The 12,259-nt window shown below is 46.8% G+C and carries 19 protein-coding genes; 9 read left to right on the top strand and 10 right to left on the bottom strand.

Annotated features, from left to right (window positions below; translation table 11 throughout):
- Positions 1 to 35 precede the first annotated feature (35 nt).
- The 6 genes from MARGE09_RS10165 to MARGE09_RS10140 all read right to left on the bottom strand — a co-directional run bounded on the left by MARGE09_RS10165 (position 36) and on the right by MARGE09_RS10140 (position 2,531).
- Entirely contained in the window at positions 36 to 566 is a 531-nt protein-coding gene (locus MARGE09_RS10165) for a hypothetical protein (RefSeq protein ID WP_236987221.1), read from the bottom strand.
- Between the two features lie 169 nt (positions 567 to 735).
- Complete coding sequence (locus MARGE09_RS10160) at positions 736 to 888, bottom strand: hypothetical protein (RefSeq protein WP_236987220.1); 153 nt, start codon at positions 886 to 888, stop codon at positions 736 to 738.
- A gap of 30 nt (positions 889 to 918) precedes the next feature.
- A complete protein-coding gene (locus MARGE09_RS10155; protein WP_236987219.1) occupies positions 919 to 1,251 on the bottom strand; it encodes a hypothetical protein in 333 nt (110 codons plus the stop codon).
- 19 nt (positions 1,252 to 1,270) lie between these two features.
- Entirely contained in the window at positions 1,271 to 1,519 is a 249-nt protein-coding gene (locus MARGE09_RS10150; RefSeq protein ID WP_236987218.1) for a hypothetical protein, read from the bottom strand.
- Positions 1,516 to 1,782 (bottom strand): hypothetical protein, encoded by a 267-nt coding sequence (locus tag MARGE09_RS10145; RefSeq protein ID WP_236987217.1) that lies wholly within the window; start codon positions 1,780 to 1,782, stop codon positions 1,516 to 1,518. The genes MARGE09_RS10150 and MARGE09_RS10145 overlap by 4 nt, the downstream gene beginning before the upstream one ends.
- Positions 1,783 to 1,919: 137 nt before the next feature.
- Positions 1,920 to 2,531, bottom strand: a complete 612-nt coding sequence (locus MARGE09_RS10140) for a recombinase family protein (protein WP_236987216.1) — start codon at positions 2,529 to 2,531, stop codon at positions 1,920 to 1,922.
- Positions 2,532 to 2,736: 205 nt separating this feature from the next.
- Here MARGE09_RS10140 and MARGE09_RS10135 point away from each other — a divergent pair, with 205 nt between their 5' ends.
- Both MARGE09_RS10135 and MARGE09_RS10130 read left to right on the top strand, forming a co-directional pair.
- Entirely contained in the window at positions 2,737 to 3,372 is a 636-nt protein-coding gene (locus MARGE09_RS10135) for a JAB domain-containing protein (protein WP_236987215.1), read from the top strand.
- Between the two features lie 8 nt (positions 3,373 to 3,380).
- A complete protein-coding gene (locus MARGE09_RS10130; RefSeq protein WP_236987214.1) occupies positions 3,381 to 3,863 on the top strand; it encodes a hypothetical protein in 483 nt (160 codons plus the stop codon).
- 193 nt (positions 3,864 to 4,056) lie between these two features.
- On the opposite strand, the gene MARGE09_RS10125 is transcribed toward MARGE09_RS10130, so the two are convergent.
- The 4 genes from MARGE09_RS10125 to MARGE09_RS10110 form a co-directional block, all read right to left on the bottom strand.
- Positions 4,057 to 4,734, bottom strand: coding sequence for an HNH endonuclease (locus MARGE09_RS10125; RefSeq protein WP_236987213.1), 678 nt, complete (start codon positions 4,732 to 4,734; stop codon positions 4,057 to 4,059).
- A gap of 22 nt (positions 4,735 to 4,756) precedes the next feature.
- Entirely contained in the window at positions 4,757 to 5,206 is a 450-nt protein-coding gene (locus MARGE09_RS10120) for a hypothetical protein (protein WP_236987212.1), read from the bottom strand.
- Positions 5,207 to 6,090: 884 nt separating this feature from the next.
- The gene (locus MARGE09_RS10115) at positions 6,091 to 6,423 is read right to left on the bottom strand and encodes a YnfA family protein (protein WP_236987353.1); all 333 of its coding nucleotides are present in this window, start codon (positions 6,421 to 6,423) and stop codon (positions 6,091 to 6,093) included.
- Positions 6,424 to 6,511: 88 nt separating this feature from the next.
- The gene (locus MARGE09_RS10110; RefSeq protein ID WP_236987211.1) at positions 6,512 to 7,561 is read right to left on the bottom strand and encodes a DNA-binding protein; all 1,050 of its coding nucleotides are present in this window, start codon (positions 7,559 to 7,561) and stop codon (positions 6,512 to 6,514) included.
- A 204-nt stretch (positions 7,562 to 7,765) separates the two neighbouring features.
- On the opposite strand from MARGE09_RS10110, the gene MARGE09_RS10105 reads away from it, so the two are divergent.
- The 7 genes from MARGE09_RS10105 (at position 7,766) to MARGE09_RS10075 (ending at position 12,241) form a co-directional block, all read left to right on the top strand.
- Positions 7,766 to 8,788 carry a tyrosine-type recombinase/integrase gene (locus tag MARGE09_RS10105; protein WP_236987210.1) on the top strand — a complete coding sequence of 341 codons (1,023 nt, stop codon included), beginning with the start codon at positions 7,766 to 7,768 and terminating at the stop codon, positions 8,786 to 8,788.
- Positions 8,789 to 8,790: 2 nt separating this feature from the next.
- A complete protein-coding gene (gene merR, locus MARGE09_RS10100) occupies positions 8,791 to 9,177 on the top strand; it encodes an Hg(II)-responsive transcriptional regulator (RefSeq protein WP_275068747.1) in 387 nt (128 codons plus the stop codon).
- A 93-nt stretch (positions 9,178 to 9,270) separates the two neighbouring features.
- A complete protein-coding gene (locus MARGE09_RS10095) occupies positions 9,271 to 9,618 on the top strand; it encodes a mercuric transporter MerT family protein (RefSeq protein ID WP_236987208.1) in 348 nt (115 codons plus the stop codon).
- Between the two features lie 55 nt (positions 9,619 to 9,673).
- Positions 9,674 to 9,949 (top strand): mercury resistance system periplasmic binding protein MerP, encoded by a 276-nt coding sequence (gene merP / locus MARGE09_RS10090; RefSeq protein WP_236987207.1) that lies wholly within the window; start codon positions 9,674 to 9,676, stop codon positions 9,947 to 9,949.
- A 3-nt stretch (positions 9,950 to 9,952) separates the two neighbouring features.
- Positions 9,953 to 10,372: an organomercurial transporter MerC gene (gene merC, locus MARGE09_RS10085; protein ID WP_476703463.1), complete on the top strand. Its 420-nt coding sequence runs from the start codon at positions 9,953 to 9,955 to the stop codon at positions 10,370 to 10,372.
- Positions 10,373 to 10,409: 37 nt separating this feature from the next.
- Positions 10,410 to 12,083 carry a mercury(II) reductase gene (gene merA, locus MARGE09_RS10080; RefSeq protein WP_236987206.1) on the top strand — a complete coding sequence of 558 codons (1,674 nt, stop codon included), beginning with the start codon at positions 10,410 to 10,412 and terminating at the stop codon, positions 12,081 to 12,083.
- Positions 12,084 to 12,094: 11 nt separating this feature from the next.
- Positions 12,095 to 12,241, top strand: coding sequence for a hypothetical protein (locus MARGE09_RS10075; protein ID WP_236987205.1), 147 nt, complete (start codon positions 12,095 to 12,097; stop codon positions 12,239 to 12,241).
- Positions 12,242 to 12,259 lie beyond the last annotated feature (18 nt).

The following is a 12,259-nucleotide window of genomic DNA, read 5'->3' as shown; positions in this document are numbered from 1 at the left end:
TTTGTGGAATTATTTTCTTTCAAGCGTTGCTCCGCTCATATTTCAATTTTTTTCAGACACAGACCGCTTTTACCAGCATACCTAGACAGTTCGTTTGGCGCTGTTGTCCCCATCATTGACAATTCAGAGTCTTTAACGAAATCAAAAGACCCATTAAAAGATGAATTGCTAGGTGAGGAAAATGCCACAGGCCAACTCTCCAAATATAGGTGATCAGAATCTTTTGGCTTGATCTTTATTTTCATATCAACTCCAGGTTGACCTGAAAAAAGACCGGACTTCCCCTCTTTGAAAAACATAAAAGTTATTGAGCCATCTTCACTGACATTAGATGGCTTGCTCTCCAAGGGGAACACCCCGCCACCAGACATTTTTGAATTTAATCTTGCCGTATAACTACTGGCGCCATCAGCGCTTGGAAATATAGTAATTATTTCGTTATCCCCATCGAGAACCTCGCAACCCTCTCCTTTTGTTGCCTCAAAAGAACCCGAGTAATCGTACGTTTTTGAGCAGGATGGCAGAGCCATCACCGATATTGCAGCAAGGATTAACTTAAATTTCATTGGATTCTCCTGATTTTACGTGAATATGAATGCCTGCCCATCAAGCTAATTGTGATATTGCGCTAACGATCAGCCTCTCTTTATTCGTTAGCGGCCTGCCTCATTCTTTCAGCTCGTAGCTGAAGCTGCATATCCGCCAAACCATCAAGCGTACTGATAAAACCCTCGCTTATATATATTTTGCTATAGCTCCTTCCATGTCCACCTGCTCCGAGGAAGGGTTTTTGATTGCGTCTAGCGCACGCTCTAGAGTTGCAACAACATGCGCAATATCTTTCTTTATTATCTCTTCGGCCTGCTCGGTTGATATCGGCAACTTCATAGTTTTCCCCTGGTAGCTCGCATCACCTACTTATTTAACACAGGCAACACCTTCAAGCCTTGCCATTGCTGATTGAACGGACTCGAATATATCCCTGTCAAATGATTTACGATCTTGAAACCGCTTAGCAGCAGCGAATGCTTTGCCCTCCTCAAGCTCAAAAGCAACTGACTTCACACCTTCTCCATCCGAACTCCAAGACAATTCGATTGGAAAAAAACCATCTTTCAAACTAAGAACAGTGACTTGCGGAAATCCAGGAAGCGACGAGAGGTTAACTTGAAGGTCGTGGATTATGGCTAACGATACCGCCCCGCCAATTTGGCAGCTAGAGAGACCTTGCTTGGCATAAAAAATAGACATACGACTTATTCTCCTTAATTTAAAAATGACCCATAACTTCGATCGCTTTCTTAAGGTCCAACACGTCAACCCCGACGACGTCAGCGACTTTTCTTTGGATGTCGGCGTCACAGTTATGTAAAAATAGAATGGCTTGGAATTTATCGCAGTCTAATAACGTATCAAGTTTTTCATCAAGATAAGCTTCCGCATACCCCTTACTCACAAAGGCTTCATAAATATGGTAAGCAGCGTAATTTAGGTTTTCTATTTTCCTTTCCTTGTTCATGACTTTTCACCCAAAGAAATAGCGCCTACAATATTTTTCAGAGCGCTTGGGTTATCGCAAAGAAAGTCTGCAACCGTCTGCCTGCGAGCGCCAATTGGAATCTTACTCTCATGCGAGAAATAGAATTCGTGCGCTTTAACTAAGGCAATAGCATCAGCCCTCATAACATCAAGGCCTTTTAGCGTTTCGAGCTCAGGCTTTACAGCAAGGGCGCGAGTGATCCCGCCGTCAATAATAGATTCATCCACAGTATCAACCATCAATATTTGCTCCTAACAATAATAATGAAATTTCACCCATTTTTACTTGCAAGACTTTACACCTGCTTGCGCAATCTCTTAGCTTCTTTAGAAGCCCGCCATGTAGGCTTGGCGAACCCACCTCAAACCGCGCCGCCTACTCACTCTCCTAGCACCTGTTTACCGTACCCCCTTAACTCGCCGTCTGGCCCAACATAGCGATACAGCGTCTGCCTAGAAACACCAAGCTCTCGACATAACTCGCTAGCATTGGTGTTACTGCTACGCATTGAGGCCTGGGCCAAGCGAACCTGGCTCTTAGATAGTTGAAATTTTCGACCACCTTTCCGCCCCCTGGCTCTCGCCGATTTTAATCCAGCGATCGTTCTTTCTCGAATAAGCTCTCTTTCAAATTCGGCCAAAGCCGCAAAGATTCCAAAAACCAATTTGCCGGAGGCTGTCGATGTATCGATATCGGCGCCCTGCCCTGCAATCACTTTAAAGCCTATATTACGCTCAGCTAAATTCTGCACTGTATTAATCAAATGCCTTAAGTCTCGCCCCAAGCGGTCAAGCTTCCAGACCAGCAATGTATCGCCGTCACGTAAAGCCTTCAAGCAAGAGTCAAGACCTGGCCTATCATCTTTCTTACCGGAAGCCCGATCTTGATAAATACTACCCTTATCAACACCAGCCTCAACAAGTGCATCCACCTGCAAATCGAGAAGCTGACTACCGTCAGCCTTAGATACCCGCGCATAGCCTAGCTTCATTATTTAATATTACCCACCATACCTTTACAGCTCCACAGCTCCACAAACGTTCGTTTATGGAGCGGCTGACAACTTTACATAATAAATTCTAAATTGCGCTCCTTAATCCGTAAACTATTCAATGATCCACAAATGTCAGTAATGGCACTTATGGAACCCTATTGACACCAAGAGCCAAGAGATTGACAAAGGTTGAATCAATTGATTGAATTACCTAGTGCTCTTTGCTTTGCAAAAGCCTTTAAAAAAGCTGATCAATAAACCTGAAATTCAGCGCAGTGAAAACTGGGTTTACACATTTTCTACCCATCGGGGCATTTCCCCGACGGGGCTAGTGCCCTCCTTAAATACGGAATTATCTGGAGGCTCTATGCTCACCTTTCAATCACATGATGAAGTTGTTGCCGAAGCGATACGTTTTATTGAACAATCACTTCGACAAAAAACCCAATCAATCACCTGTCACACAAGCGCAAAAAGACTTTTTTTCCAGCTTTTCAATTTAACACTAGGAAGTCTTGAGCATGAGGAAATGCATGTTGCGCTATTGGATGGCCAAAACAAGCTAATAGATACCGTCTGCGTTGGCCGAGGGACCCTTGACCACTGCGCAGTCTACACGCGAGAAATAGCAAAATTGGTTCTAATGAGCAATGCAAAAGGAATCATACTTGCTCATAACCATCCTTCAGGCTTTGAAAAACCAAGCCCTGAAGATATTGCGGTGACAAAACGGATTCAGGAAGCGCTGTCACTTATTGATGCTTATGTATGCGACCACATTATTGTGACTCGCTCGTTTGCAACAACATACAGCATGACTGAAAACGCTGACTTTTAATTCAAGCAATGCGTTCACTAGTAAAACCTTGCGATCAACAGCAGCAAGGTTTTAACCTGAAATTCTCTGCTTACTATTACCGATCTGCAGGAGCTCGCTTGCTTGCTCACCAACTAAAGCAAGGATGCAACTGGGCAGCAAAATGTATGGCCAATGAAATGGTCAAACTTTTGCCCGAGAACGGCATACTTATACCGATCCCGAGTCGAACCGGTAAAGCAACGTCGAACTTGCTTATCGCAAGGCACCTATCAAGCCAAACCGGCCTTCCAGTGTGCAATGTGATAACAGGGAACTCAAGAGAGTCAATCTACCAATTGAAAAAGCAAGGCACTGCCGTGCAGCGCGACTTCTTCGGTTACAGATTAAGCTCAAGGGCAGCAGGTAATATCATCCTGATTGATGGTGTTTGCGCAACAGGAATAACCGCTGGCGCAGCAGCATCTTTGTTTTCAGTACGCCCAACACTGGTCGTTCATTCAATATTATGAAACACCGAGAAAGCGTGCGCACACTGGTCCTGAGAGATTTCCCTCTAGGGCCAGCCTTACCTCAAGCTTCGACTAATAACCTACTTTTTAATCAAGCTGTAAACGACCACGCCCAAAATTCATCAGATATTTCGTTACGATTATAAGAGGATGCAATCGGCGCTTCGCTGGCTTTAAGATCAAATCAATATTCCTATTTTTTACAGGAGTTTAATTGCTTACGGAATACCCTTTCTTCGGTAGAGTTCATCTTTAGCGATGGGTATTCCTTTAAAACTGTTTGCCACAATTCCAAATATTCGCAACGAAATGACTGATTTGGAGGCATCCATTCATTTGGCCCTTTCGCCCCTTTCGCTTGGTTTAATCCGTCGTCCACAGCAAGTAAATTCCTAGGATCGTTGGCAAACCGCTCCTTTTTATTGCGCGGCCAGTCGGCGCCGCCGTGATCATGAGCCCACTTCAATGGGACGATATGGTCAACGTCGAGATCACTGGCGCGATGCAGTGTTTTACCGCTAAATGGGTCTAACCACGTTCCGACAGAGACATAACAACCATCAGGCGATTTTTTTACCTGTCCATCAGCCTGTGCTAAGAGGATTTCGTGACGGGTGTTCATGCAATCACCATCGAAATCAGACCAATGTTGCCAATCGTCTCGATTATAAATATACGAGAATTCTAGCTTTTGGTTTACGGCCTCCTCCACTGCTTCAGTTGATTTATTTTGAACGCTAAAACAAGGCTCCCGGTGGCAATGATAGCCGCCGTTCTTGCGGTCGTTGTGCCCACCATTTGAATCTAGTCCACCACCATGACCAAAAGCAGTAGAAGACAAAATCAGCAGGAGCAATAAACTAACTTTCATTTCCAACCTCGTATTTTCCTATCTATGCATTTTCTCTATAAAATCCACGAAGCAGTGGCTGTGATTCGTAATCTAAATCCAAAACTGATTCATCAACATCAACCACATATTGACCATTAATAACCCCTAGTGCCCGAGAATCAATGACATATTCTGAGCCAGATTCTTCGCGCAAGAGTCGAACCAAGTCTGGTAAAACGGCTAATTTCCAAAGAACTCTGGAAGGAGGACCACTTCCATATTTTTTTCCTTCGCCGTTTAGTGCTGGGCGACCCTCTGCATTAGCTGTGAACATGTGCTGCTTCAAAGTCTTTGCTACGAGGCCCCTGGGTGGTTTTGGGCTAAGGTAATCACCTAGGCGACCAGGGCCGTTGTTATCGAAGCTTTCTGGGCACATGGCGGTATCGGTAGTACTTCCATCTCGAATGATCGACCCACACTCTCTGACAACTACTTTATACAATTTGGTCATTTCCAATGTTCCCCTCTAAGCTTCTGGTTGCTTTTGTAACCACTTCCTCGCAAATAGCGGCGCGAAACCGTAAGAAAGTCCGGCTAGGATGCAAAAGCTCATCGATATTATAAGGAAGGTTGTACCGTGCGTTTTGAAAAAATAGATACTGGTAATCAAAGCTATGCCAGCAAAGATCCACCATAAATTCAGCAATAGCTTACTCATAATTTTTTCCTTTAGTATTTTTGGTATCCAGACATTTTCCATATTCCAATCATCAACTATAAATACGTAAAAAGTCCATCCACAATTGAGTAGACTTTTCGAGGAGATAGCCACAATGCCCCAAAGACGATGTCAACTTAATCGTTCGAAAGTGAACCCCCAAAACCTTTAACTGAATCGACACTGAGATGAGGATGGATACTTTCGAGGAACACCGATAGGGAATACCGTCGCTATGTCACTATCAAAAGTTAAAGACTATTTTGGCAGGCAGATAGCGTAACTCATTTCAAAAAGATATATCGCAGGCACAACAAAAACTGAACGAGTTCTATACTCATTGGTAGCCTTCGCGCTTCAATCCTATTAGCGCGTCGATAATAAAAACCGCTCGAAGTGACATCTGGGAGTAAATGCCACCAAATAACCTTTGAGCCGTGAACCAAAAATGGAACGAGTATGACTATAAATCTTGGGGCGCTTACTCTGCCTCGAAAAGCGCTTCCCCTATTTTTTCGCCCCGCAGTTTGCCTGAGCATAGCAATTACGCCGTGGGCTAATGCAGGCCTTACAGAAGGTAAATATAGCGCCAATCAGAGATCCGGCCGGTAAAAGCGCTGGATTTAGCCACTTCAAGCATAAGTGGTTGATATAATTTAACATTATGGCACTTTTGCTTAACCGGCCGTTGGCTGTATAACGATGATGGTAACCCCTACCAATGCGACCAAAGCCCCCGCCATGTCCCAACGGGTGAGCGCCACTCCGTCAACAATACACAACCAGAAGAGAGCAGCGACCAGATATATGCCCGCATAAGCAGCATAAGTGCGACCTGCCGCCGTTGGGTGAAGCGTCAACAGCCATGCAAATAACGCCAACGAGAGCGCAGCTGGAATTAACAACCACACCGACTTGTTCTGTTTCAGTACTAGCCACGGCAGGTAACAACCTACAATTTCAGCAACCGCAGTAATTACAAATAATGCGAAAATTGACAGCAGATTCATTGGCAAAAGATCCTTGATGTGAAGAAGCACAGAAGCTTCAAGTGGAAGAAATGACAAATTTGATGAGATTCCTCCATTAAGCTGCCGGCTACAGCGAACCCTGGAGCTGTTTAAATTGACCTTGGATCACGGCTTTTTCCTGAAGAATGACCTTATTCTCGTCGGTCAGAAGCGCTGCTTTATCCTGGGTGGTTTTCAATTCGGTTTTTGTGGTCTCCAGAGTTTGGGATAAGACGGCCACTTGCTTATCGACATCAGCTTTCTGAGTGGTAAGCACGGCCATGTTTTCCGCCAATTGATCATTTCTATGCTGGTATTCCCGGCACCTTGTCACGATTTCTTCAAGCTCGTGTTTCAGGTTCTGGATATCTTCTATCTTTCCCTTCAGGTCGCTGTTTAGCGCCGCATTGGCCTGTTTTAATTCATCGGCATGTCGTTGTAACTGCACATTGGCGTCAAACAGCTCTGACGCTCTCGACTCAGCATGGGTTAGCCGGTGTTGCAGATCCTGGATCTGATCCTTCAGCCCCTGGTTAACTGAACGGAATTGTTCGCGCTCCTGCTGGCGATCTTCGGCGGTGCGCTGCTGGTAATGTTCGAAATGATCGCGAATATCCCGGTTTTCTTGCTTGAGTTCACTGACACTCTCCTTCAAGTCGTTGGCTCGCGTAAGAGCGTCGTCCCGCTGAAACTCGGCCTTTGCCAGGCTGACACGTGCGCCTTCCAGGGACTTATCTTGCAGGCTTTTTTCCTCGGTAATTCTTGCTATCTGGTCGTCCAGATCCTGTTGGCGGGAAGTAAGTTGTGCGATGGTGTTGTTGGCATGGGTCAACTCTTTGCGGAGCTCTTCATTTAAAGTATCGAATTCCTGGCGAGCCTGTTCGATACGGTGGTCGGCCATCTGCTGTACCCGCTCATGCAGGGACATTACCATCTCGACGAGGTCGTTCGGCAGTCCACTGACATCGGCCGCCTCCCCATTGTCTGACCGCCAACGCTTGAGCAATGGCGCGATGGTGCTTTTGCTGCCGGTACCCAGGTGTTCGCGCACCCGATCCACCGTGGGTTCCTGGCCGTGTGTTTTAATGGCTTCAGCGGCTTTAGCGATATCGTGATAAGTGACTCCGGCACGGGCCATGGTGATTCCTCTCGGATTATTTAATACCGTATTACATAATACGTAATATAACATTATGTTAGTGTTTTTCAAGATTGTTTGAATTTAAATATCTAACCTACGATAATCATTGTTATCGTAGGTTAATGAATTGAGCCTTAAATTTTCGACCCGTAACATCGGTACATAGCTGCCTTTCCAGCGATTCCAATAGGATTCTTATTTATGAACAGTAAATCGCCAATAATGGTCACTGAACTATCGTTACGTAATGAGGACTCGAACCAGGTTACAGGCCAGGAAGCCGAGTCATTGCAGCAATACCTCCAGGCAGCCACCTCAGACAATACTCGCAAAGCGTATCAATCCGCCATCCGGCAGTTTGAAAAATGGGGTGGCCGCCTGCCCACGGATCGGGATACGGTGGTGCGTTACCTGCTGGCCAGAGCCGAATCACTTAACCCCCGAACCCTGGATCTGCACCTTACCGCAATTAGCCAATGGCATCATTACCAAAGGATCATCGATCCGGTAAGTAATCCGTTTGTGCGCAAAACCATGGAAGGCATTCGTCGTACCCATGGCCAACCCAAGCGCAAAGCCAAGGCATTGCGCTTGGAGCACGTCGCCCAAATGGTGAATCATTTGCGGCAATTGCCAGACACCAAAAAGAAACTGAGGGATATCGCGCTAGTGTTGACCGGTTTTTTTGGCGCCTTTCGTCGTAGCGAATTGGTGGCCATTAAAATTAGTGATCTAGTGTGGGAACCTGAAGGACTTCTCATACGGCTGCCTTGTTCGAAGACTGATCAACACGCCACCGGCTTAGTGCGAGCATTACCTTTCGGTGCACCAAACTGCTGTCCTGCTACGGCCATGAAGAACTGGATAGAATTGGCTGACATCAATGAAGGTCCGGTTTTTCGCCCCATTAATCGCTGGGATAAGATTCAGCCTAAAACGTTGAATCCCGGTGCCGTTAATGAATTACTCAAGACTCTGGGAAGCGCCTGTCAGTTCAATTTCGTACCGGACTTGAGTAGCCATAGCTTTCGGCGTGGTTTATCCACATCGGCAGCCCGAGAGCGAGTCGATTTTGAGTTGATCAAAAAACAAGGTGGATGGAAGAGCGATGCCACCGTCTGGGAGTATATTGAGGAAGGACAGCAACTCTCCAATAACGCTACCCATATATTGATGGAGAAAATGGCGGTTCTTATAGATACCGTTAGGGTAAAAGAGGTATGAACATGACAAGAACTATCAGTAACGTTGCCAAAGAACTGGCTATCAATATAGAAACGGTTCGCTTTTATGAGCGTCGTGGATTAATAGAGCAACCGCCAAAACCCGAGTTGGGCTACCGCCATTATCCCGATGAAACGGTTAATCGCATTCGCTTCATAAAGCGGGCGCAAGAGTTGGGGTTTACCCTGGAAGAGATCGCCAACCTGTTAAGCTTGAATGACCGCCCATGTGCTCAGGTTCAGGAATTGGCTGAATATAAACTTAGCTCCGTCATGGAAAAAATTGACGATCTGACGCGACTCGAAAGTGCACTTAGGGCATTACTGACGCAATGTAAGAGTAATAACGATGACGGACATTGTCCCATTATTGACTCCCTGCAACCTTAATTAGTTTTACACGGATATCACAAAAACGCTTGACTCCGTACATCGGTACGGAGTTTACACTTGCTCCATACGCTGAAATAAGAGGAGTAAGTCGTGTCCCAGAAAGAAACCAATCTACCCCTTATTGGCGGCGTGATTGCCGCTGTTGGCGCTGGCCTGTGCTGCGCTGGTCCTTTCGTCTTGTTGCTGTTAGGAGTGAGTGGCTCCTGGATTGGTAATTTAACCTTGTTAGAACCGTACCGCCCCATTTTTATCCTGCTGGTTTTAGCCTTATTTGGATTTGCTGGCTGGAAGGTCTATCGCCCCGTTGAGCCGTGCGAGCCAGGCACCGCCTGTGCAGTTCCTCAAGTGAGAAAACGACGGCAGGTGATCTTTTGGTTAACGGCGCTGACTGCGTTGGTGTTAGTCACCAGTAATTATTGGATTGTTTGGTTTACCTGAACACTTTCTTACCGCTCACTTTTATTAATGACTTATTACGTTACTGGAGAAAATTATGAAGAAAATTGCCTTGTTGTTTTTGCTAGCTCTGACCAGCCTGACCGCTTTTGCTGCGCCGAAAACAGTTACTTTGGAAGTCCCAACCATGAACTGTGTGACCTGCCCATTTACGGTCAAAAAGGCCTTAAAAAAAGTTGAGGGTGTGAGTAAAGCTGAAGTCACCTTTGAAACAAAATTGGCAGTAGTCACTTTTGACGACGAAAAAACCACGGTAAAAGCACTGACCGAAGCCACCACTAACGCGGGTTATCCGTCAACGCTCAAAGAGTAAAACATGGAAATGCTAATACAGTTACTGACCCGTTTCGGCGATAAAATTAGCTCATTGGGCGCGCTGGTTTCTGCTATGGGATGCGCCATGTGTTTCCCGGCCATCGCCAGCCTGGGCGCTGCGGTCGGGTTGGGTTTTCTGAGCCAATGGGAAGGTTTGTTTGTTAACACACTACTACCACTGTTTGCCTGGATAGCCCTGGTACTCAATGGGCTTGGCTGGTTCAGCCACCGGCAATGGCACCGCAGTGTGCTCGGTATGATCGGCCCGATATTACTACTTCTGTCGCTTTACCCCTGGTTTCAATACGGTTGGAGCAGCTATGTCACCTATTCAGCATTAGGCCTGATGGTTGCCGTATCGATTTGGGATATTTTTTCACCGGCGAATAAACGCTGTGATGATGACAGCTGTGCGGTTTAACACGACGCAATGCCTGACTACTATTTGAGGAAAACGAATGATCTTACTATCGATAGAAGGGATGACCTGTCCAAGTTGCGTCGCCCACGTTAAAGAAGCTCTCGATGCGATCGAAGGCGTGATTAAGGTTGAAATATCTTATGAAAACGCCAGCGCAGCGATCACCGCAAAGGATGGGGTCAGTGTAACCGATCTCATCCGAGCAATTGAATATCTCGGTTATATCGCAAAAGAATCCGCTGACATTGCAAAAGAAAATACTTCACCGAACGACTGCTGTGACAACGAAAATGCAAGCAACACTGAAAGCAACCAAACTCAACACGTGGCGATTATCGGTACGGGTTCCGGCGCTTTTGCCTGTGCTATCAAAGCCGCTGAAGGTGGTGCCAAGGTCACCCTCATCGAAGGCGCCGATGTCATTGGTGGTTGTTGTGTCAATGTCGGCTGCGTGCCCTCAAAAATTCTCATCCGCGCCGCTCAATTGGCTCAGCAGCAACGCATTAATCCTTTTGCCGGACTGGAAAATCATGCGCCCCAATTGAGTCGAGCCTTGTTGACTCAGCAGCAGACCGCTCGGGTCGAAGAGCTGCGCGCGGCAAAGTACCAGAATATTCTGGAGACAAATCCTGCGCTTAGTTTACTTAAAGGTTGGGCGCAATTTAAAAATGCCAGCACCTTGATAGTCAGAAAAAATGATGGAACCGAGCAGGAAGTTCACGCCGATAAAATCCTGATCGCTACGGGCTCCACGCCAACTATTCCTCCTATTGATGGTTTAACTGAAACTCCTTATTGGACGTCTACCGAATCTCTGTTTGCTCAGGAATTGCCGCAGCACTTGGTGGTGATTGGCTCGTCGGTCGTTGCGCTGGAAATTGCCCAGGCTTATCGGCGTTTAGGCAGCGAAGTGACCGTATTGGCAAGGCATACCTTGCTTTATCGGGAAGATCCCTTGCTCGGTGAAAAGCTCACTGGCTGTTTTGAAAAAGAAGGCATTCGAGTATTAAACAATACGCAAGCTACCAAGGTGACCCACGATGGAAGCCAATTTACATTGGAAACTAACGCTGGCGATCTACGCTGCGATCGTTTGCTGGTAAGCACCGGGCGACACGCCAATACCCGCCAACTCAATCTGGACGCGGTGGGTGTCACGACCAACAAAAAGGGAGAAATCGTTGTTAACGAACGCATGGAAACGAATGTGCCCGGTATTTTCGCCGCCGGAGACTGCTGCAACATGTCACAATTCGTCTATGTCGCCGCGGCCGCCGGAAGCCGTGCCGGTATTAATATGACGGGTGGAGACGCCAAACTGGACTTGTCCACCATGCCGGCAGTGATCTTTACCGATCCTCAAGTGGCCACCGTTGGACTCACGGAAGAACAAGCGAAAGCTCAAGGCATTGCAACTGACAGCCGCGTGTTGGAGATGGAAAATGTACCGCGCGCCTTGGCCAATTTCGAAACCGATGGTTTTATCAAACTGGTGGTTGAAAAGGCTAGTGGGCGCCTGATCGGTGCACGGATCCTGGCCCACGAAGGCGGCGAACTGATCCAGAGTGCAGCTTTAGCCATCGGGAACCGTATGACGGTGACCGAATTAGCCGACCAACTTTTCCCTTACCTGACCATGGTGGAAGGCTTAAAACTCTGCGCGCAAACCTTTAACAAGGATGTTAAAGAGTTGTCCTGCTGCGCCGGATAAGTGAGTAAACCATGGGAACGTTACCCGCCGTGCATTCACTGAAAGCCCCAACGGTCATTGCGTTGGCGGATGGATTGAGCAAGGTTGAAATCGTTCCTTCGGCGTGGCCAGCCGATGCAAAAATGACGGAAGCGCTGCGACCAAGCCGCAGTGTATGAAACGAACGGAGACAAACC

It is taken from the genome of Marinagarivorans cellulosilyticus (assembly GCF_021655555.1).
In the GTDB taxonomy this organism is placed as follows: Bacteria; Pseudomonadota; Gammaproteobacteria; order Pseudomonadales; family Cellvibrionaceae; genus Marinagarivorans; species Marinagarivorans cellulosilyticus.
The sequence above is the reverse complement of the archived record's forward strand: the minus strand, read 5'-3'. Positions and strand labels throughout refer to the sequence as shown.

Coding starts and splice junctions, on each gene's coding strand:
- MARGE09_RS10165 (WP_236987221.1), bottom strand. CDS start 566: ATGAAATTTAAGTTAATCCTTGCTGCAATATCGGTGATGGCTCTGCCA.
- MARGE09_RS10160 (WP_236987220.1), bottom strand. CDS start 888: ATGAAGTTGCCGATATCAACCGAGCAGGCCGAAGAGATAATAAAGAAA.
- MARGE09_RS10155 (WP_236987219.1), bottom strand. CDS start 1,251: ATGTCTATTTTTTATGCCAAGCAAGGTCTCTCTAGCTGCCAAATTGGC.
- MARGE09_RS10150 (WP_236987218.1), bottom strand. CDS start 1,519: ATGAACAAGGAAAGGAAAATAGAAAACCTAAATTACGCTGCTTACCAT.
- MARGE09_RS10140 (WP_236987216.1), bottom strand. CDS start 2,531: ATGAAGCTAGGCTATGCGCGGGTATCTAAGGCTGACGGTAGTCAGCTT.
- MARGE09_RS10130 (WP_236987214.1), top strand. CDS start 3,381: ATGCGTTCACTAGTAAAACCTTGCGATCAACAGCAGCAAGGTTTTAAC.
- MARGE09_RS10125 (WP_236987213.1), bottom strand. CDS start 4,734: ATGAAAGTTAGTTTATTGCTCCTGCTGATTTTGTCTTCTACTGCTTTT.
- MARGE09_RS10120 (WP_236987212.1), bottom strand. CDS start 5,206: ATGACCAAATTGTATAAAGTAGTTGTCAGAGAGTGTGGGTCGATCATT.
- MARGE09_RS10115 (WP_236987353.1), bottom strand. CDS start 6,423: ATGAATCTGCTGTCAATTTTCGCATTATTTGTAATTACTGCGGTTGCT.
- MARGE09_RS10110 (WP_236987211.1), bottom strand. CDS start 7,561: ATGGCCCGTGCCGGAGTCACTTATCACGATATCGCTAAAGCCGCTGAA.
- MARGE09_RS10105 (WP_236987210.1), top strand. CDS start 7,766: ATGAACAGTAAATCGCCAATAATGGTCACTGAACTATCGTTACGTAAT.
- merR (WP_275068747.1), top strand. CDS start 8,791: ATGACAAGAACTATCAGTAACGTTGCCAAAGAACTGGCTATCAATATA.
- merP (WP_236987207.1), top strand. CDS start 9,674: ATGAAGAAAATTGCCTTGTTGTTTTTGCTAGCTCTGACCAGCCTGACC.
- merC (WP_476703463.1), top strand. CDS start 9,953: ATGGAAATGCTAATACAGTTACTGACCCGTTTCGGCGATAAAATTAGC.
- merA (WP_236987206.1), top strand. CDS start 10,410: ATGATCTTACTATCGATAGAAGGGATGACCTGTCCAAGTTGCGTCGCC.
- MARGE09_RS10075 (WP_236987205.1), top strand. CDS start 12,095: ATGGGAACGTTACCCGCCGTGCATTCACTGAAAGCCCCAACGGTCATT.